Source organism: Phycisphaerae bacterium, from assembly GCA_019636475.1.
Lineage (GTDB): Bacteria > Planctomycetota > Phycisphaerae > UBA1845 > UTPLA1 > JADJRI01.
On sequence record JAHBXN010000003.1, the window covers coordinates 1 to 19,424 of the forward strand.

11 protein-coding genes are annotated in these 19,424 nt (G+C 59.3%); 3 read left to right on the top strand and 8 right to left on the bottom strand.

Annotated elements, in window-relative coordinates; all coding sequences use genetic code 11:
- Positions 1-59: 59 nt before the first annotated feature.
- The 4 genes from KF841_05655 to KF841_05670 form a co-directional block, all read right to left on the bottom strand.
- Entirely contained in the window at positions 60-2,693 is a 2,634-nt protein-coding gene (locus KF841_05655; protein ID MBX3394832.1) for a thrombospondin type 3 repeat-containing protein, read from the bottom strand.
- 302 nt (positions 2,694-2,995) lie between these two features.
- Positions 2,996-4,000, bottom strand: a complete 1,005-nt coding sequence (locus tag KF841_05660) for a DUF4268 domain-containing protein (GenBank protein ID MBX3394833.1) — start codon at positions 3,998-4,000, stop codon at positions 2,996-2,998.
- 117 nt (positions 4,001-4,117) lie between these two features.
- Complete coding sequence (mdh, locus tag KF841_05665; GenBank protein ID MBX3394834.1) at positions 4,118-5,056, bottom strand: malate dehydrogenase; 939 nt, start codon at positions 5,054-5,056, stop codon at positions 4,118-4,120.
- Between the two features lie 421 nt (positions 5,057-5,477).
- Complete coding sequence (locus tag KF841_05670; protein ID MBX3394835.1) at positions 5,478-7,502, bottom strand: response regulator; 2,025 nt, start codon at positions 7,500-7,502, stop codon at positions 5,478-5,480.
- Positions 7,503-8,055: 553 nt separating this feature from the next.
- Between KF841_05670 and KF841_05675 the strand changes: the two genes are divergently transcribed.
- Both KF841_05675 and KF841_05680 read left to right on the top strand, forming a co-directional pair.
- The gene (locus tag KF841_05675) at positions 8,056-12,306 is read left to right on the top strand and encodes a PAS domain S-box protein (protein MBX3394836.1); all 4,251 of its coding nucleotides are present in this window, start codon (positions 8,056-8,058) and stop codon (positions 12,304-12,306) included.
- Entirely contained in the window at positions 12,303-13,097 is a 795-nt protein-coding gene (locus KF841_05680) for a response regulator (GenBank protein MBX3394837.1), read from the top strand. The genes KF841_05675 and KF841_05680 overlap by 4 nt, the downstream gene beginning before the upstream one ends.
- Positions 13,098-13,141: 44 nt before the next feature.
- Here KF841_05680 and KF841_05685 read toward each other — a convergent pair whose 3' ends face one another.
- Genes KF841_05685 through KF841_05695 form a run of 3 tightly spaced genes read right to left on the bottom strand, consistent with a single transcriptional unit; the run spans position 13,142 to position 16,277 of the window.
- Positions 13,142-14,716: a sodium:solute symporter family protein gene (locus KF841_05685; protein MBX3394838.1), complete on the bottom strand. Its 1,575-nt coding sequence runs from the start codon at positions 14,714-14,716 to the stop codon at positions 13,142-13,144.
- Between the two features lie 38 nt (positions 14,717-14,754).
- Positions 14,755-15,015, bottom strand: coding sequence for a hypothetical protein (locus KF841_05690; GenBank protein MBX3394839.1), 261 nt, complete (start codon positions 15,013-15,015; stop codon positions 14,755-14,757).
- Positions 15,012-16,277, bottom strand: coding sequence for a tryptophan 7-halogenase (locus tag KF841_05695; protein ID MBX3394840.1), 1,266 nt, complete (start codon positions 16,275-16,277; stop codon positions 15,012-15,014). The genes KF841_05690 and KF841_05695 overlap by 4 nt, the downstream gene beginning before the upstream one ends.
- Before the next feature lie 219 nt (positions 16,278-16,496).
- On the opposite strand from KF841_05695, the gene KF841_05700 reads away from it, so the two are divergent.
- Positions 16,497-17,249, top strand: coding sequence for an MBL fold metallo-hydrolase (locus KF841_05700; GenBank protein ID MBX3394841.1), 753 nt, complete (start codon positions 16,497-16,499; stop codon positions 17,247-17,249).
- 216 nt (positions 17,250-17,465) lie between these two features.
- On the opposite strand, the gene KF841_05705 is transcribed toward KF841_05700, so the two are convergent.
- Positions 17,466-19,259 (bottom strand): hypothetical protein, encoded by a 1,794-nt coding sequence (locus KF841_05705; GenBank protein MBX3394842.1) that lies wholly within the window; start codon positions 19,257-19,259, stop codon positions 17,466-17,468.
- Positions 19,260-19,424 lie beyond the last annotated feature (165 nt).

Genomic DNA, 19,424 nt, shown 5'->3' on the forward strand with positions numbered 1-19,424 from the left:
AAGGAGGGCCCCATCGGGTGGGACCCTCCTTCATCATTTCCTGTAACGGGCGGTTGAACTTATCGGCGTCGACAGCGGCATCCCAGCCCGACCATCAAAAGGCCCGCGAACATTGCAAGCGTCGGCAGCGCCAGGCCAATCCCGCACGCCACGCCGCCCGGCAACAACGGCGACAGCGGAATGAACAACTGGAGGCCGGGTTGATTGGGATTGGGTTGCGGCGCTGGTTCCGCTGGATCGATGCAATCGGGAATGCCGTTGGCATTTGTATCCTGATCGGATTGACCGCAGCCGCACGCGCCGGGATCGAGTTTCGCGGGGTCATTGGGACAACCGTCGAGGCAATCCGCGACGCCATCGCCGTCCGTATCCGTGTCCGCGTTGCCACAGCCGCACGCGCCGGGGTCGAGTTTCGCGGGGTCGTTGGGGCAGCCGTCGAGGCAATCCGCGACGCCATCGCCGTCCGTATCCGCGTCCGCATTACCGCAGCCGCACGCGCCGGGATCGAGTTTCGCGGGGTCATTGGGACAACCGTCGAGGCAATCCGCGACGCCATCGCCGTCCGTATCCGTGTCCGCGTTGCCGCAGCCGCACGCGCCGGGGTCGAGTTTCAGCGGATCGGTCGCGCAGCCGTCCTGACAATCCTGCACACCATCGCCGTCTGAATCGCCGACTGCCGGACATGCATCGAGACAATCCGGAATGCCGTCGGCATCCGTGTCGGTCAGATCATCGGTGCCCGGGCACTGGTCGCAACCGTCAAACAACCCGTCGCCATCGGCGTCGGCCGGACAGCCAGTCGCATCCACGGAAGCAATCGCACAAGGCGGCGTGCCGCGGCACGCATCCGCATCATTCAGCACGCCGTCGCCATCTTCATCCGTTGTCGAGCAGCCGTCGGCATCCACGGTATCTCCCGCAAACGTGCCGGGGCATACGTCACAACCATCAAAGACGCTATCCGCGTCGCTGTCGATCGGACAGCCGGTTGGCGTAACGGCAGCGCAAGCGGGCGTCGCCGGACACGCATCATCGCAATCCAGAATGCCATCGCCATCGGAATCCACATCCGCAACGCCACAGCCGCACGCGCCGGGGTCGAGTTTCAGCGGATCTGCCGGGCAGCCGTCCTGACAATCCTGCACACCATCGCCGTCGGAATCGCCGACTGCCGGACACGCATCGAGACAATCCGGAATGCCGTCGGCATCCGTGTCGGTCAGATCATCGGTGCCCGGGCACTGGTCGCATCCATCGAACAACCCGTCGCCATCGGCATCGGCCGGACAGCCGTTCGCATCCACGGAAGCAATCGCACAAGGCGGTGTACCGCGGCACGCATCCACATCATTCAGCACGCCGTCGCCATCTTCATCCGCTGTCGAGCAGCCGTCGGCATCCACGGTATCTCCCGCAAACGTGCCGGGGCATACGTCACAACCATCAAAGACGCTATCCGCGTCGCTGTCGATCGGACAGCCTGTCTCGTTGACGACCGCACAGGATGGCGTATTCGGGCAGAGGTCCAGACAGTTGGGGACACCATCGCCGTCGACGTCCACCAACGTCTGAACTTCAAACGCTCCCACGTCCGGAGCGCATCCGACACGTGGAAAACCCCGCTGATCGGTGACCGGCGCGCCGGTCGTGCCGCCGCCGTCAATGAGGATGCTGCTGTTGTTTACCGGCGGCAGCGTGTCGGTCAGGCCCCCGTTGTTGAAGGGGAAAGCGATGAGGATACCCGTGTTCAACTGGGCGGGCACCGTCCCGAACTTATCAGTCGGGTCAGGCGCGAAGTTTGCGCCATCGAGGTGGCCGAAGAGGTTGTGTCCGAGCGACGTCGTCGTGCCGGCGACGGTGCCGACGTGCCCACCGGGATTTCCGCCGGCGGCGTTTGCGGTGAACAGGCTGTTCTTCAAAGTCATCGTGCCGCCGGCCACTGCGATCGCGCCGCCGGAATTCCCGGCGTTGTTGACCACGAAGGTACAGTTGGTCACCTCCGCGGTGTAGTCCGTCGTGCTGAACTGGCGGATCGCGCCGCCGGCCTGACTGGCGAAGTTGTTCACGAAGGTGCAATTGACAATGCGCGCGGTCGGGGTGCCGCCGCCCTGACCATACCAGATACATCCACCGCTGCCGGCGGCCTGATCGGTGGTGAAGGTGACGCGCTCGACGTCCACGCTGCCCGACAGAATGCAGATCGCGCCGCCCTCGTTTGTCACCAGGCACTGATCAAAGTGGCAGTCCCGGACGGTGAGCAGGTTGTCGGAGCCGCTGAACTGCACGCCGCCGCCGCGATCGGAGAAGCCGTTGGCGAGTCGAAGTCCGAAGAGTGTCAGCGAGGCGCCGGCATTGAGGATGCGGCGTGCATTGCCGCCACTGATCGAGACAATCCGGGGGCCCGGACCGTTGATGGAAAGTTCCGAGGTGATGGTGGGCAGATCGCTCGCCAGGGCGATCGTACCGGACACCCCGGCCTGAAACTCGATGACATCTGCGCCGGCCGCGGCGTTCGCATCGAGGATCGCCTGTCGCAGACTACCGGCTCCGGCATCATTGACGTTCGCCACCGTGAAGGTGGCCGCGTGCGCCGCTGTGGTAAACGCCAGCACCGCACTCGCGATCAGGATCCTCGCGCTCGCTCGGCGCGCACAATCCAACACCCGCATTGTCCATCCAGCAGTCGCGTTCATCGAAAGATTCCTTTTGGCTTCGAGGAGCCATCTGACTGAAAGGCACCGGCTGACGTTTGAAACACGCCATTTTGCGTCGGAGTCGACGTCGTCCGCCTGCCGTCCATTCTGGACAGGCCGAAAGGAAAATTCAATCCGCCGCGGGTCTTCGCGAAGGAAATTCAGGCGTGCGGGAAGCTCGCCGAATCCGGAACGGACTGATGCAGTTATTCTGGGACCTGTTCCGTTTTCCGCTCTATCACACTCGCTGCTTCGACCCGCATGATGCAATTCGTTTGAGCGCCCACCAAACGTTGGGAAGGTCAAGGGGCTTCCGATTCTTCGACTGTCAATTCCGCATCCTGAAACTGTTCGGCGTCCAGATCTTTGACGCGCTTGCGGAAGACGCGGTCCAGCATCTCCAGCTTTTGCAGCAGCCATGCATACTGCCTCGGCCATGCGGATTTTTCCGATGGATCTTCCGATTGATTCTCCAGTACGATCCAGCTTTCCTGCTTTTTAGGAAGTTCGCGCCAGTCCAACGCGCAGGCACTTTCACTTTCGATCTCAGCTCGCTCTTTCAACAGCAGATTGAAGTGCTGCTTTGCGTTGATCCCCTTGCACACCAGCGCAACGCGAATCAGCTTCTTCTGCGGCACCGCCCCGCAAATCAGAACAAATTCCGAGCGGCCGATGGCGACGTTCATCCAGTTTTGAGCCTGGGGCTTCTGGGGCTTGATCTTTGTTCGTTGGGTTGGAAGAAACTCATGAAATCCGGTCCAGAACTCCAACAACATGCGCTGGGTCCCGGTCATTTCATCTTTATCAATTTTCTTTGCCGCGTCGGTGACGGTCTTTGACCAGTCATTCGGCTTGCAAACGACATTGAACTTCGGCGCAATGGGCGAATTTCCAATCCGCCAAAGTTCCACCTCAAGCCCAAAGAAACTGAAACGATCATCTGTAATTTCATTGAGCCAATCGAGGGCGGCACGATGTTCGCTCGTGAATGTTCCCGCGATCCAGACAATGGTGACGGCCTTCAGTCCTGAGGCATAGGTGAGCAGTTGCCCGAGATGACAATGATCCGTGCGCTCGAGCTGATTCTCGATAAGCACCCAATGACCGGTCGAAGTGTCCTTGCAGAGAATGTCGGCGCGGAACGGTCCAACATTTCTCTCCAGCGCCTCGCACTCCAGTTCGAGGCCGATTGCCTCGCTAAGAAGTTCGAGATTCTCGGATTGTGCCAGCCAAGGCGTAAATGCCGTGGCTTCAGACTGCCAGACCTCGCGAAGCTCCAGTCGCTCCAAACGCCCCAATGTGTTCATGAGGGAAACCTCGATTATCTTGGAAATAGGCCGGATGCCAAATCGAATGTGCCCTCACGTTCGAACGCTCATCGCTTCCTCACGGGCGCGGCGCTGACGGGCGCGGTGACGCCGCCCTCACGCCCAGTTCTTTTCCACCCACGCGACGAGCTCCTTCACATGCGAAACGCTCGCGTCGAACAGCTTGCGCTCATCCGCGTCCAGCTTCAGCTCGATGACCTTCTCCACGCCTTCCTTGCCAAGAACGCAGGGCACGCCGACAAAGTAGCCGCCGACGCCGTATTCGCTCTTGCAGTATGCCGCGCACGGCAGGATGCGCTTCTTGTCCTTGATGATCGCCTCAGCCATCTGCACCGTGGCGGCGGCGGGAGCGTAGTAGGCGCTGCCCGTCTTGAGGAGTTTGACGATCTCGGCGCCGCCATCCCGCGTACGCTGGACGATCGCGTCGAGGCGTTCCTTCGGGATCAATTCCGTTACCGGGATGCCCCCGACGCTCGTGTAACGCGGCAGTGGCACCATGTCGTCGCCGTGGCCGCCCATCAGCACCGCGACAATGTCTTCGACGCTGCATCCCAGCTCCATCGCGAGGAATGTGCGGTAGCGGGCCGTGTCGAGGACACCCGCCTGGCCGACGATCTGATGGGTGGGAAGGCCGGTCGCCTTCCAGGCCGTCTGCACCATGGCGTCGAGCGGATTGGACACGATGATGTAAACCGCCTTCGGGCTGGCAGCCGCGGCTTTCTCCGCCACCTCGCGGACGATCTTCATGTTGGTGGACATGAGATCATCCCGGCTCATGCCCGGCTTGCGGGCGATGCCGCTGGTGATGATGACGATGTCGCTGCCCGCCGTGTCGTCGTAGCTGTTGGTGCCGACGATGTGGGCGTCGTAGCGCTCGACCGGGCCGGCCTGGCGCAGATCGAGCCCCTTGCCCTGCGGCATGCCTTCGACGATGTCGAGCAGAACGATGTCCCCCAGTTCCTTGGCGGCCGCCCAGTGTGCGCAGGTGGCGCCGACGTTTCCCGCTCCGATGATAGTGATTTTTGCACGCTTCATGATTTGTGGTCCTCCTCAAATCGACCGATTCGGCGAATTGGCAATCAGAAGATTTGGCGACTGCAATAACGACAACGAGGCGTTCCCGTGCCATCGTTGGACCGGCTTCATCAATCTGCCGATTTCGGTTCGCATCATACGATGGGCGATTCGGATTGAACAGGAACGGAGGAGGGTCAGCAGGGCCCTGCAATTCCCGGAATTATGCCTGATTCGTTCGATGGCTTGGCTTGAGCGAGCCCCGTGTCGGCGCGGGGCGGCGGAAAATCACCCCCGTCCTTCGACGACATGCCGGCCACGCCGGGACAAACCGGCATTTGACGACAGGTGCCCGCGCCGGGCCTCATCGGCCGGGTACGCAGAGACCTCGTCAGCGCCCTCTTGCAGCCTATCGACGGGCTCATCCGTGCGAAAGTCGAACTTAGAACTGCTGAGCGGCCCAATCGGGCCTTCGGGGACGAATTGACTGAATGGTTGAATTGATTAATCGCAGAATCTGCTCACGCGTGAAGGGCTTTGAGAGCACTCGATATCCCGGCGCCACTTCGCCACGATGGCGTGGCTCGTCGGTCGCGCAGCCCGTCATGAGGATGACTCCCAGATTGGTGAAGCGAGCTTTCAGAAGACCGGCCAGTTCATCGCCGCGCATCTGGTGCATCATGATGTCGGAAAGCAGCACGTCGATTTCGCTTCCATATCGATCCGCCAGGTCAATGGCCTCAGCCGGAGTGGATGCCACAAGAACGCGATGTCCCGCGCTGATCAGCATATCCGCGGCCACCTGGCGAACGGTTTCGTCATCTTCACAGAGAAGAATCGTTCCCTTGAATTCCGGCGTATCGCCCTCGTCGGCCGCATTAACAGTCGAGGGTGATTGGTCGGCCATCGGCCAGTAGATCGTGAATTCGGTGCCCGAATCGGGGATGCTTTGGACTTCGATTTCTCCTCCGGCCTGGCGCACGATTCCGTATACGGTCGGAAGGCCAAGACCGGTGCCTTTCCCCGTCGGTTTGGTCGTGAAGAACGGCTCGAATATCCGGTTAAGCGTTTCAGGCGACATTCCCATGCCGGTGTCCGCGGCACGCAAGCGCACGAACTCGCTCTGCGGCAGGTCCGGATGGGCGGCGCGGAACCTGCGATCGGGGACGAAACGATCAATGGAGAGCTGAAATGTTCCGCCGTTGGGCATTGCGTCCCGGGCGTTGATCGCGAGATTCATCAAGACTTGTTCTATCTGCGACACGTCCGCTCGAATCGGCGAAGTCTCCGCCGATTCATGAATCTCGAATCGGATGGGTTCTCCCAGCACGCCGCGAAGAAGGCGCTCGATATCCAGAATGACGCGATTCAGGTCGATGACGCGCAGCGACACCGGCTGCCGCCGACTGAACGTAAGCAGGCGGGAAGTGAGCATGGACGCACGCTGTCCGGCGCTGTCAATCTGATCAATGAAGGTGCGGACATCATTGCCAAGATGCGGATCGGCACGGAGTTTTTCACGAAGCAGGTCGGAACTGCCCAGAATGACGGTGAGCAGATTGTTAAAATCGTGAGCGATCCCCGCAGCGAGTTGTCCGGCCGTCTCCATTTTCTGAGTTTCGTGAATGCGTGCTTCGAACAGCTTGCGTTCCTCTTCGGCGAGTCGCAGTTCAGTCACATCTCGAAGCAGCAGTTGAACGACCGACTTCCCGCTGAGAACCACGTGAACGCCGCGAATCTCGACGCGCCGTTCGCCATTGCCGATTATCATCAGGCATATCTCGCCGAAATCGCTCGGCATTCGATTCTTGAGAATCTGCGCCAGACATTGCTCGACATACGATCGCTGATCCTCCCGAACGAACTCCCAGAGCCTTCTACCAATCAGCGATTGGACGTCCTGTGCGCCAAAGATCGTGACCGCGCTTTGATTGAGGTATGCGAACCCGGCATCTCCGTGCAGGGCGATGCCGTTCGGAGACAATTCGACCAGCGAGCGATATCGCTCTTCGCTTTCACTGAGTGAGGCGGTTCGCTCCGCGACGGCGGCTTCGAGATCGCCGGCGTAGCGATCGTAGTGGGACTGAATTGCACGGTGAACATGCCGGAGCAATTCTTCAGGATTGCCCGCTTTCTCGACATAAGCGAAAGCGCCGTGATTAATGGCATCCTTGGCGGAATCAAAAGAGGCGAAACCTGTGTGAATGATCACCCGGATCTGCTCGTTCATCTTCCGGATCTGTTCAAGTAGCACCGTGCCGTTGAGGTCGGGCAGCCGGAAGTCGAGTATCGCGACGCCGAACTCTTCGCGTTTCACGATATCGATCGCTTCGTGGGCGTCCACCGCGGTCGTCGTGCCGAAGCCCTCGTGTTGTAGAATGTCACTGAGGGTTGCTCGATGGTTGGCGTCATCCTCGACGATGAGCACATTCGAGAATCGCCGGCGTTCGTTTGTTGGATTTATCATTTGCCACCCGATCAATGCCGCGTCTCCAATTTCGAAGTGCCGTGAAAAAGTCCGGACATGCAGGACATTCGGCGACCTGCCTCGCGGCGCCGCCGGGCCAATCGAGAATACCCGGGGGTTGACCGATCAAGTTCCTCCACGCCGTTGAGTTCCAATGGGGCGGGCTGTGGCGCGCGGGCAATCACGAAAACCGCCGATCGAGTCCTTCGAGATGTCTTGCCCGGCGTGCCCTTGAACACCAGCGGAATAGAAGGTTATCACCGGGCCGAGTAAACTACAACCATATTGCGTGGGCAAATACCGTGAGGCTGCGAACCCGGGTCATCAGGCGGGTCGTTGATGCGCCGCAGAAGGTTCCCAGGTTCCGCGACGAAGTCGGCGGATGACGTTGTCCGACGTTGCGCCGCAAGTTTGAAACACACCCGACGAATCCGAAGGCGGCCTGACCATTGATCTCGCACACTCGACATGCGGTCCCGATGCCGTAACAATGTCATGTCGGGGTGTCACGTTGGGCGCAATGTAGTGTGGTGGCGCACTTGAGATTCAGACTATGAACGTGATTGTTCTTGCATCAATCGTCGTTCGTTTCATCGCCGTGGCCGTGTCGGTTCGGATTTTCCTTCGAATTCGAGATTTCCGAATCCTGCTCCTGACCGCGATGCTGCTGCTGACCGTGGCCCGGCAATTTCTGGGCGACTTCGATCCGGGTTCACCCGATGCGTTCGGACTGGCAGGTACCGGCGTCTCGGCGGCAGACTGGCTATTCGTCTTGGTCAGCCTGGTGTCGCTCCCCTGTGTCTATTACCTCGGGCGATTGATCGACGAACGTCAGTCGGCATTGACTGCGCACGCGGTCAGCGAGTGTCGCCTGAAGGCGTGTATCGACACATCTCCAAATGTGGCAATGCAATGGTTTGACGAAGACGGGCGCATCACGTTCTGGAATCAGGCCTCTGAACGGACTTATGGCTGGCCGGCTTCCGAAGTAATGGGAAAGCGGCTGAACGAGCTCATATTCACGGAAGAGACCGAACGCAAGTTTGAGCAACTCCTGGCGGAAGCGCGCGCCACGGGCAAGAGCATTGGTCCGATTGAATTTCCCTTCACGCGTCGCGACGGCAAAGCGTGCATATGCAGTTCATCGATTTTTGAAGTGTCGGCGCAGGACGGTCGTTCGATCGTGGCCTGCATGGATGTGGACATCACTGACCAGCGACAGATCGAGGCTGACTTGCGTCGGCGCGAGTCGCAGATGCGTCTGTTTGTCGAATACGCGCCAGCCGCGGTGGCGTTGCTGGATTGTGATTTGCGTTATCTGGCGGTGAGCCAGCGATGGAGGGAGGACTATCGCCTCGGTGATCAGGACATCATCGGTAAGACGCATTATGAGGTTTTTCCGGAGGTTCCGGAGCGATGGAAGGAAATTCATCGTCGATGTCTGAGCGGTGCGATCGAAAAGTGCGAAGAGGATATTTTCCCGCGTGCGGATGGCAAGATTGACTGGTTGCGATGGGAGATCCGACCGTGGGAACTCGAATCCGGCGAGCGCGGCGGCATCGTGATGTTTACCGAACTCCTGACGGACCGCATGCAGGCGCGAGAGGCGCTGCGCCAGTCCGAACAGCGATTCCGTCTGTTGGTCGAGAATCTGGAGGTGATCGCGTGGGAGGGTGATCCATCGGACAGGCGATTTACTTTCGTGACGGGTCAGCCCGAGCGCATCACGGGCTTCACGGCCGCGGAGTGGTATGCGCCCGGGTTCTGGATGAGTCGCATTCATCCAGAGGATCGTGACCGTGCGCTCAGTGAAAGCGAGACAGCCACGGCGGGCGGGATCGCGCACGACTTTGAGTATCGATTTGTCCGGAAGGACGGCAGCGAGGTATGGATCCATGATTATGTGACTGTCGAGATGGATAGCGGAAATCCGGTGCGACTACGCGGGATCATGGTCGATGTGACTGCCGCCCACTCAGCCATGGAGAAACTTGAGCGAAGCGAGGCGCGGTTGCGGGACACGATTGAAGCGGTAAGCCTCGGCTTCTGGGAGATGGACGTTGCAACACAGAGGCTGACGCTTTCTCCGGAATGGTATGCTCTTCTTGGTTATGCGGCCGGCGATTTTCCATCAACCTTCGAGACGGTCAATCAGCTTGTTCATCCGGAAGACAGGCACGAGACAACCTCTCGATTCGATGCATTTATTGCGGATCCTTCGACGCCGTTGGAACACCAGTTTCGCATTCGACATCGTGACGGCACGTATCGATGGTGGCTGTCGCGGGGATACGCCGTTCGGACGCGGGATGGGCGAGCGTCGCTGGTGCGAGGCGTTAACATCGATATCAGCGCCGATCGGGAGAAGTCGGAGGCGCTGCGGCTGAGCGAGGAGCGGTTCAGGGGAATTGCGGATCATGGATCGGTCGGATTCTGGCAGATTTCTCTCGATCGCCGGTCGATCTACGCGAATCCGGCGATGATTCGAATGCTCGAGGTCGACGACGCGGCGGAGCTTAGTTCGCTCAGGGTCGACGATTTCTTCGATGAACAGGATCGCCAGCGGATCATCGAGGAGTTGCGGCAGCGAGGCTGCGGAAACGCCTCCACGTATGAAGTGGAATTGGTCGGGCGGAAAGGCACGCGTCGGCGCGTCCTGATCTGCGGCGTGCCGCTGAGGGACCCTTACGGCGAGGTTCGCGGTTCGATCGGGACTTTCACGGATATCACGGCGATGCGGCAGGCCGAGCAGGAGGCGCGCGAATTTCGTGAATCACTTGAGCGCGCGCAAGCCGTCGGTCAGGTCGGAAGTTGGTGGTTTGATGTCGAGTCGAAGTCGGACCTGAAGTGGTCGCCGCATACGCACCGCATGTTCGGGCTGGCCGAATCGGAGTTTGACGGACGCGTGGAGACCTTCTTCCGGCTGGTGCATCCCGATGATCGCGCTCTTCTCCACGAAAAGCTCGATGCCGCAATTGCGGGAATGGGGCGTTATAGCATCGATCACCGCATCGTGAAACCGGACGGTGATGCCGCCTGGATCCACGAAGAAGCGGACGTCATCTGGGGTCCGGATGGTCGCGCCTCCAAGATGATCGGAATCTGTCAGGACATCACGGACCGCAAACAGGCGGAGGATCTGGGGCAGATTCGATCGTTCATGCTCGATCGATTGACTTCGGGGCGACCGCTTCCAGAGATATTGGAGGGCATTGCGCACATCATCGAACGCATCCGGCCGGGCGTCTTCTGTTCGATTCTGCTTCTGGATGAGCGGGGACGTCGTCTGCGGCATGGTGCGGCTCCAAGTCTTCCGGATTTCTACAACAAGGCCGTCGACGGTCTTGAGATTGGCGAGGGCGTCGGCTCCTGCGGCACTTCGGCGTTTCGGGGGCAACCCGTGGTGGCCGAGGACATCATGAACGACCCCCAATGGGCGGTAGCCCGGGAAGTGGCTCAGAAGGCCGGTTTGGGTTGTTGCTGGTCGTATCCGATCATGACGGCGGGTCGAAAGGTGCTCGGTACGTTTGCGTTGTATCGCGCCAGTCCCGGTGGGCCGAGTAGGTTGGACACAGAATTGATCGAGACATCGGCCCATTTTGTGTCGGTTGCGATCGAACGAAAGCGCGCGGAAGCGGCGCTGGCGCAGAGTGAAGAGCGTTATCGCGCGCTGATCAGTGCCACGGCGACAGTTGTCTGGACGACCGATTCCGAGGGTCGCTTTGTCACGTTGCAGCCGGCATGGGAGGCCTATTCCGGGCAGACGTGGGAGCAGTATCGGGGCACCGGCTGGGTTGAAGCGTTGCATATCGATGACCGCGAACAACTGCTATTGAAATGGAAGAATGCTGTTGCGAATGCGTCTTTCTTTGAGGCCGAGGGACGATTCTGGCATTCCGCGTCGGGAGAGTATCACCACGCCGTTTCGCGCGGTGTGCCGCTACTGAATGAAGACGGGAGCATTCGGGAATGGGTCGGCAGCATCACGGACATCGACGCACGCAAGCGAGCCGAGGAGGCCGTTCAGGCGGCGCAGAGCGCGTTGATTCGCCAGCAGGAGCGCGAGAAGGCTCGCATCGCGGCGGAACTCGCCCGGGCTCGGGATGAACTGGTCTTGAAGACCCGACTGGCCACGATCGGGCAAGTTTCAGCCAGCATCGCCCACGAGCTTCGCAATCCGCTTGGGGCGATTCGGAACGCCGCCTACTTCCTGAAGCGACGCTCCGGCGACACTGACGAGAAACTGACGCAGTATCTGAACATCATCGAGACAGAGGTCGCGACCTCGGATCGCATTATCACGAACCTGATGGAAATGACGCGTGCCCGCCTGCCGGACAAGCAGCCCGTGAATCTGGGTCAGATTATTGACTCCGTGCTGGGCAATTGTCGTGCGCCCGACAATGTGTCAATTCGTCGTCAGCTTCGTCCGGATCCGTTCATTGTATTCGCTGATTCCAGTCAGATTCGGCAAGTGCTCGAAAATCTCATAACCAACGCGATTCAGGCGCTGGATGGGGCGCCGGGTTCGGTGTCTATCGACGCGCTTCAGCAGGATGATTACGATGTCTTTGTTGTTCGGGACAGTGGCGTAGGCGTTCCGCCGGAGGCGCGACCGCTGCTTTTTGAGCCGCTCTTCACGACCAAGGCCAAGGCCAAGGGTACGGGACTTGGCCTGACCATCTGCCGCCAGTTGATCGAACGACATGGTGGCGTCATCGAGTATCTCGATGACGGACAGCGCGGCACGGCCTTTCATGTTCGCCTGCCTCGGGCCCAGGTATTTTCCGGAGAGTCCATATGACATCGGCGCCCCCGCAACAGACTGATTCAACCACTGTTCTGATCGTGGATGACGAGAAAAACATGCGCATCACGCTCTCAGACATACTCATCGAAGAGGGCTATCACGTCACGACGGCCTCCAACGGCGAGGAGGCGGTTGCAATGTGCGAACAACACGGTTTCGACGTGATTCTCATGGATGTGCGAATGCCTGGAATAAACGGGGTCGAAGCGTTCCGGCGGATACGCCGTCACCGCGAAGGCGTTCGCGTCATCATGATGAGCGCCTACAGCGTCGATGACCTGAAACAGGCGGCGCTGGATGAGGGGGCAATCGCCTTTCTGGCGAAGCCGCTCGACGTACAGAAAGTCGTGCAGATGATCGGTGAAGTGCGAGATACCGCCATTCTGATCGTCGAGAACGATGAGGGAGTGGCGACGTCGCTGCACGATTCATTGAAGCATTGTGGATATCGCGTCAGCCTGACCAGTTCACCGCACGATGCCCTTGAGATGGTGGAGCAGATCCGCTTTGACGTGATATTCATCGACACCCAGCTTCCAATCATGAATGGGTTGGAGTTGTATCTTGCGATTCGGAAGCTCACGCCAACGGCCGTTGCGATCATGTTGACCGGAAATGAAGTTGAGTTTGAAAGACTGGCGAAGGAGGCCGTAAAGCGGACAGCTTACACCATCGTGAGAAAGCCGCTCGACGTCGATTCGATCCTGTCGATGCTTCAACGCATCACGCACGAGCGAGCAGTCGGCGGCGAGATTGTGAAACCGGAATCAGGTGAATCGACCTGACGCTCGAATCCGTGCCGGGCATCGTCGCCGATGACAAATCGTAGTCACGCGGCTGCGAAGAACTTGCGGATCGTCTTCTCTGCCGGCGGGCGCGAGGCGAGCGAACCAATCACTAGTGCGAGCGCCGACGCTGCGAAGACAAACGTGACCGGCATCATTCCCCCAATCAGATAGTCACCTTTGCTTTTCAAATCCGATTTGCTGAAGAAGTAGAGCCCGACGGCGGCGGCGGCCAGAATCGAGCAGTAGGCGCCGACCTTGGTGGCGCGCTTCCAGTAGAGCGCCCCAAAGACAAGGGGCGAGAGCGCCGCAAAACCCGTGAAGCACCATGTCCCAAGAGCGAAGACGCTCGCATTTCGCAAATACAGCGACAATATGTAGCAGACCGCGACGATTGCGACGATGAACGATCGGCCAATGATGAGCTTCTGGCCGTCCGTCAGTCGTTCGTGCCCTATGTAATGGCCGACGATGTCGTTGGTAAAGATGCTTCCGAGGCAGAGAAACTGCGAGTCCAGGCTCGACATGATGGCGGCGAGCACGCCGGCGGTGAGGAGCCCGCCCATGACGGGCGTCGAGAGTTTGCGCACCATCAGTGGCAATACGCCGTTCTCCGGTACGCCGGGCGGGACGACGAGCGTGCCGTCCGGCATGATGGCGGATGTGGCCCAGACTCCGATGAGCACGCAGGGCAGCCATGTGAGCATCATGAGCAGGGGGTGAAGGACGACGCTGATCTTGAAGGCCTTAGCGTTTTTCGCGGTCAGCCAATGCTGAAACAAATGGGGAAACATCGCCACGCTTAAGGGGATGAAGATGTACGTGAGAAACTTCAGCGGGGGGATCTCATCGGGTTCACGCGGTGGGGCTTTCGTAATTCCGGCCGTGAATTCGGCGAGTCGCTGATCATAGAGGATGTGATCCTGTTCGGTCGCATCGAGTTTGAGGTAGGATGGGTTGTTCTCGACAACACGCTGCGTCGCCTCCTGCACCCCGCCGAGCTTATCGGCAATAACGAAAAATGTAACGATTCCCAGACCGATGAAGAGAATCGTCTGAACCGCGTTGGCCCACGCAGCGCCGCGCACGCCGCCGAAGAAGATGTAGATCAGCACGACGACACACATGACGAGGCCGCAAATCCAATAGGGAATGCCGCCCGCGCTTTGGGGAAAGTGGCCTGGGAAGGCGCCGGCGGTGATCTTCTCCATCGAGGTTGCGCCGCCGATGATCCCCATCAGGATGTAAGGCGTCACCAATCCGACCAATGCCGGAAAAAGCATCAGTCCGAGTTTGTCCGAGGCGAATCGGTCACGGAAATACTGTATCTGTGTCTGGTAGCCGTACTTCGCGCCGAGCGCCCAGAGCTTGATCCCAACGAAGAAAAAGCAAAAGGAGTGAAAGATCCCTGACCACGACACCATGAGGCCGTAAACGCCGATGCCGCTGCGGAACGCCTCGCCGCTGCTGCCGATGATCGCGAAACTGGTCATGGTCGTTCCGAAGAGCGACATGAGCAGCAGGAAAGAGCCAAGGCCGCGCGAAGCGACGAAGTAGTCGACGGCTGTGCCCCGGAACAATCGGCGCGTGATCACGCCGATGCCGATGAGCATGGTCATGTACAGGACAATCACGATACAGGAGATCTGACCCGGGTTCACGCATGCTCCTGGCCATCGAGGCGGGTTGAGGGCGAATTCGAAACATGGTCATCGACGGATTGCTCGAGGTCCCTGGGCCAGCAGAACCTGACCGCGAACGCACCCAAACACGCCGCACAGATGGAGATGCCGGCGTGCCACGCAAGTCCGACCGGAATGAAGCCGAAAACCAGAGGCTCGTGGGTGTGCCACCACCAGAAATCCTGATGAGCGACGACGAGCAGCAGGAAACCGAAAATCGCGATCGCTTTCTTCACGCGGATACGGACTCCTCAATCCTGATTTCAGGCGGAAGCGTCAAGTGCCGGCCCAGTGTATCAAAAAGCTCGGCGAGGTCATCCTCAAAAACATCGCCGACCAGGACGCGAGTGATCGCATTCTTCAAATGGGGGTATTGTCGTACAAACGCTCCCATCCGAAACTCGGGATTGTAATAGGCATACACGAGCATTCGGATTCGTTGCATTCCCTTTGCGACTCGGGGGCCGAAGGTCCCTAGCGCCGCTTCGGATACGTCCCCGGCGGCCAGCGCGACATCGATCGATTCAGCGGCGAGTTCGCCGCTCTTGAGCGCGAGCATTACACCGGACGAGTAAAGCGGATCGAGAAAGCCGAAGGCGTCGCCAACGAGCGCCCAGCCGTGACCCGCCGCTTTTCTGGAACGATAAGAGAAGTCCGCGGTCGTAAAGACCGGTTTGACGCGCTCGGCGCCGATGAGCCGTCGGGAGAGGCCGGGAGTGCCGGCGATGAGGTCGTCAAGGATTGTGCCGGGATCGTCGCCACGTCCGTTATAGATGAAATCCGGCGGTGCGACGACTCCGATACTCGTAACGTCGTCTTCGAGCGGAATGAACCAGAACCAGCCCTGTGAACCGGGAAGAGCAATGACCAGCGTGGCGCCACCGTTGCGACCCTCGTCCCGAATCGCGTTCTTCCAGTAGCTGTAGATGACGGCATTTCGGAGCTGCTCGTCGCCGTAGCGGAGCTTAAAGTGTCGAGAGATGATCGCCGACTGGCCAGTGGCATCAACCGTCACAGGCGCGCGAATTTCGGCCGGACGCCCATCGATGACGACCTCAACCCCAACGGCCCGCGCTGCGTCGAAGAGGACCTGCCTGACCGCGGCCTGTTCGATGACATGGACGCCGCACTCACGCGCATTGTCGAGCATCATTTCGTCAAACCGTGATCGCGTCACCTGCCAGGTGGAGGACCATTCGCACGGATCGAGATCGGGAAAGAAGAACGGAGCGGAATCCTTGCCGCTGGACGAGACGAATTGAACACTCTGCTTTACGACGAAATCGCTCTTTCGGAGCTTATCGAGCATGCCGAGCTTCTCAAGCGTGAAGTAGGTATAGGGAATAAGGGATTCCCCGATGTGATGTCGTGGGAATTTGCTCCGCTCAAGAAGAACGACGCGACGTCCTCTCTTTGCGAGTAGCGTTGCGACGGTAGACCCGGAGGGGCCGCCACCGATAACGATCACCTCAGGGCTCTGAAGAATTGATTGGGTCATGTTTCTATCGTTGGATTGCTGTCTGTCGCGACTCGATTCAAACCCATCCGGGTACGTTAGCTGTCCAGATAGTATCAACGATCATTCTAGCGATGTCACACGCAAATCGCCTTGAAATGCTGTGCTTTTTGTCACCGCATGAAACGGCCGTCGCGGGGAAGTCGTCCGTTGATCTGTGGCCGTCCGTCGGATTATGATCGGCCATCGCGTATGTTGACGATGTCCCTGCAATCCGGATCGAACGGCAACTGCATCTATGTGGAGGCAGGGGATGTTCGGTTGCTATTCGACGCAGGGATCAGCGGCAAACAGGCGTCGCTGCGGCTTGCATCGCGCGGCCGCGACATTTGCGAGTGCGACGCGCTGATACTTTCGCATGAGCATACCGATCATGTCAGCGGCGCAGGTGTTTTTCAACGCAAGTTCGGGATTCCGGTTTACTGCACACGGCCCACCTATCTTGAGACAAAGAAGCGCATCGGCTCGATTGATCAGGTTCGGTTCTTTGAATCGGGGCAATCACTTTCGTTTGGCGATGTTCAAGTGCATACGATTCGTACGCCACACGACGGAGTGGACGTCGTGTGCTTCATCATTGAGCACGAGTGCCGCCAGCTCGGCATATTTACCGATCTGGGTCATCCATTTCCTGCGCTGGCCGATGCCTTGGGGCAGGTCGACGCGGCCTATCTTGAAAGCAACTACGATCCCGATATGCTGTGGAACGGCTCATACACCCAATGGGCCAAGGAGCGTATCGCCGGTAGTGGTGGGCATATTTCGAACGACGAGGCGGCCGAACTGACGCGAAACTCGATGTCGGCGCGCCTGAAATGGCTGGCGGTGGCGCACCTGAGCCACGAGAACAACGTGCCGGAGTTGGCACTGGATGCGCAGCGAAGAAGAGTCGGCCGCACGCTGCCGGTGTATGTGGCATCACGCTATGGCGTCGGCGAGTTGCTTGAGGTGTGAGCAGGTGCGGCGAGCTTGATTCACTCGATTGGCCGGCGCGTCAATTCCGTACGGACCTGTTAAGCGAGAAAGGCAACAGCAGGTTCACTCCACACGTCTGCCCGGTTGATGGCGTTCTGATTGCCGGCTAAGGCGAGCCGACGCCACATCTCCGGCGAAATACTTCATCGATCCCTTCGCATGGCCACCTCATCGCGGTCGTACGGTCGCTGCCAATCATGGGCAGACGTTGCCATTCAGTGCTGCATCGACAAACAATGCCAGGTCCGTGACATCGATCGCGCAGTCATTAGTGAAGTCGCCGGCGGCTACCTGTGATGGAGTGGCTCCATCGCCACTGAGCCATGCCGTGGAAAATCCGGCGATATCGCTGCCGTCGACGATGCAATCGCCGTTCATGTCGCCCTTGAGAATCGATGGCGCGGACAACGGCTCAAGCTGGACCACCACTTGAATGGGCGAGTTCTCGACGCCGATCGGGACATCCTGAGTGACATAGCCCGGCTTCGAGACTCGAATCGTGTAGTTTGCATGGGGCGGGACCACATAGGTCCATCGACCGAACGGCAGATGCGTGTATCGCGGCAATTCGCCTGTATCGTACGCATAGTTCAGCAGGGTGACTTCGGCTTCAATCGGTGTGCAGCCATCGCGAACGTGCAGGTCAATTCGCGCCTGCCCGAGCCGGCCGAACAGATAGCGCCAACCCGCGCGATTCTCGTTGACAAGTCCGTTCACTGCCGAAAATGCGGGGATGAACGATGTGCCGACTTCAACGATGAATGGGTATGTGCCGCGGTGTGCGTAGTACCAGCTTGTGTCATCGCCGTTGACGGGGCCGGCTGCGACGGGCGAATTGACAGCGTACGTAACGCCGTTGACGGGCTGAATCGCCGCCGCCATGCCTCGCATCATCGAGTCGACGACGGCATGTTCGGGCATCCGGTTGTCGGGGTTGCCGTCGTTGCAGGCGTAAGGGTAGTCAATGAAGCGGCCGTAGGAATGATACGAAACGGCGATCGTGAAGCGAATCGTATCGGCCAGCGCGATCATCGCCAGGGTTTCGGGCTCGGAGGAGGCCGATGCGCCACGATAGGAATCGCTGCATGTGCTGCCGCTGGAACCATCGCCTCGCTCGCAGATCACGTTTCCCGGACTATTGGCCCCCCAGCTGTATGGATAGTTTCGATTGAGATCGACACCGGGATTGTTCGTGCCGGTCGTGCAGACAGGCCGCATGTTTTTGCGGTGGTTGAGATCGCCTGAGAATACTCTAGCGGAACCGTCGAGGTTGACCATCGGGACGCAGATCGTCTTGTAGTTTCGAACCCACGCAACAATCTGGGGATCGGCGGCTTCGTAGCCGTTGGTGAGATGCTGAATCGCGTCGACGACAATATGTGGCGTCACCACCTCCCGGGAGTGATGCAGGCCGTTGAGAAGTATCGCAGGCTCGTCCTCGTCGATGCCCGGGTTGTCCGAGATTTCGATTCCGAGGATGTTCCGCCCCTCGATCGTCGTGCCGACGATGAACACGCGCGTGATGTCGGGGTGTTGCTCAGCAGTTTGATTTAGAATGGTGGTGATGTCGTCCGGGTCGAAGTACTGGGGGTCGAGTCCGGGGCCGCGTGGGACCGCATCGGCCGGATTGGCGGCGGGATTGTCGAGCGGGTCGAAAGGAGAGACTTCAAATCCGACGGATTCAATAAGTGCCAACTGTGCGGCATCTTTCAATTCGAGCACAAAAGTTCGGCTGACGAAGTCCACCCCGCAGCGGTCGAGTACGAATTCCTGTTCGGCGAGCCAGCCTCGCCAGGTTCGGAGTGCTTCAATGTCTGAAAGGGCAACGGTCTGCGGATCAGCCGGCAAGCCGACACGCACGGTCTTCGGGAATTCGCCATCGTCGGCGCGTGAGGCATTCGCAAGGCCCGCCCATGCCATGCAGGATAGCGCAAACGCCATAGTGAAATAAGCCCGCGCGTGCCGTTTGGCGTGAATAAGCGTCGACAAGTTCGAATCCTTGAGCTTTTGTTTGCGGGCTCGCGGGCTTGCCACACGGCGAGCCGGCCGTCGGCAGGGGCCTTAACTACCTTGATCTTAACGTCTGCGGTGTAGGGAACCAAACGCAGGATTCCGACCTTCCCCGGCAGGGGCCGGTACAAGGGGGCAAATCGA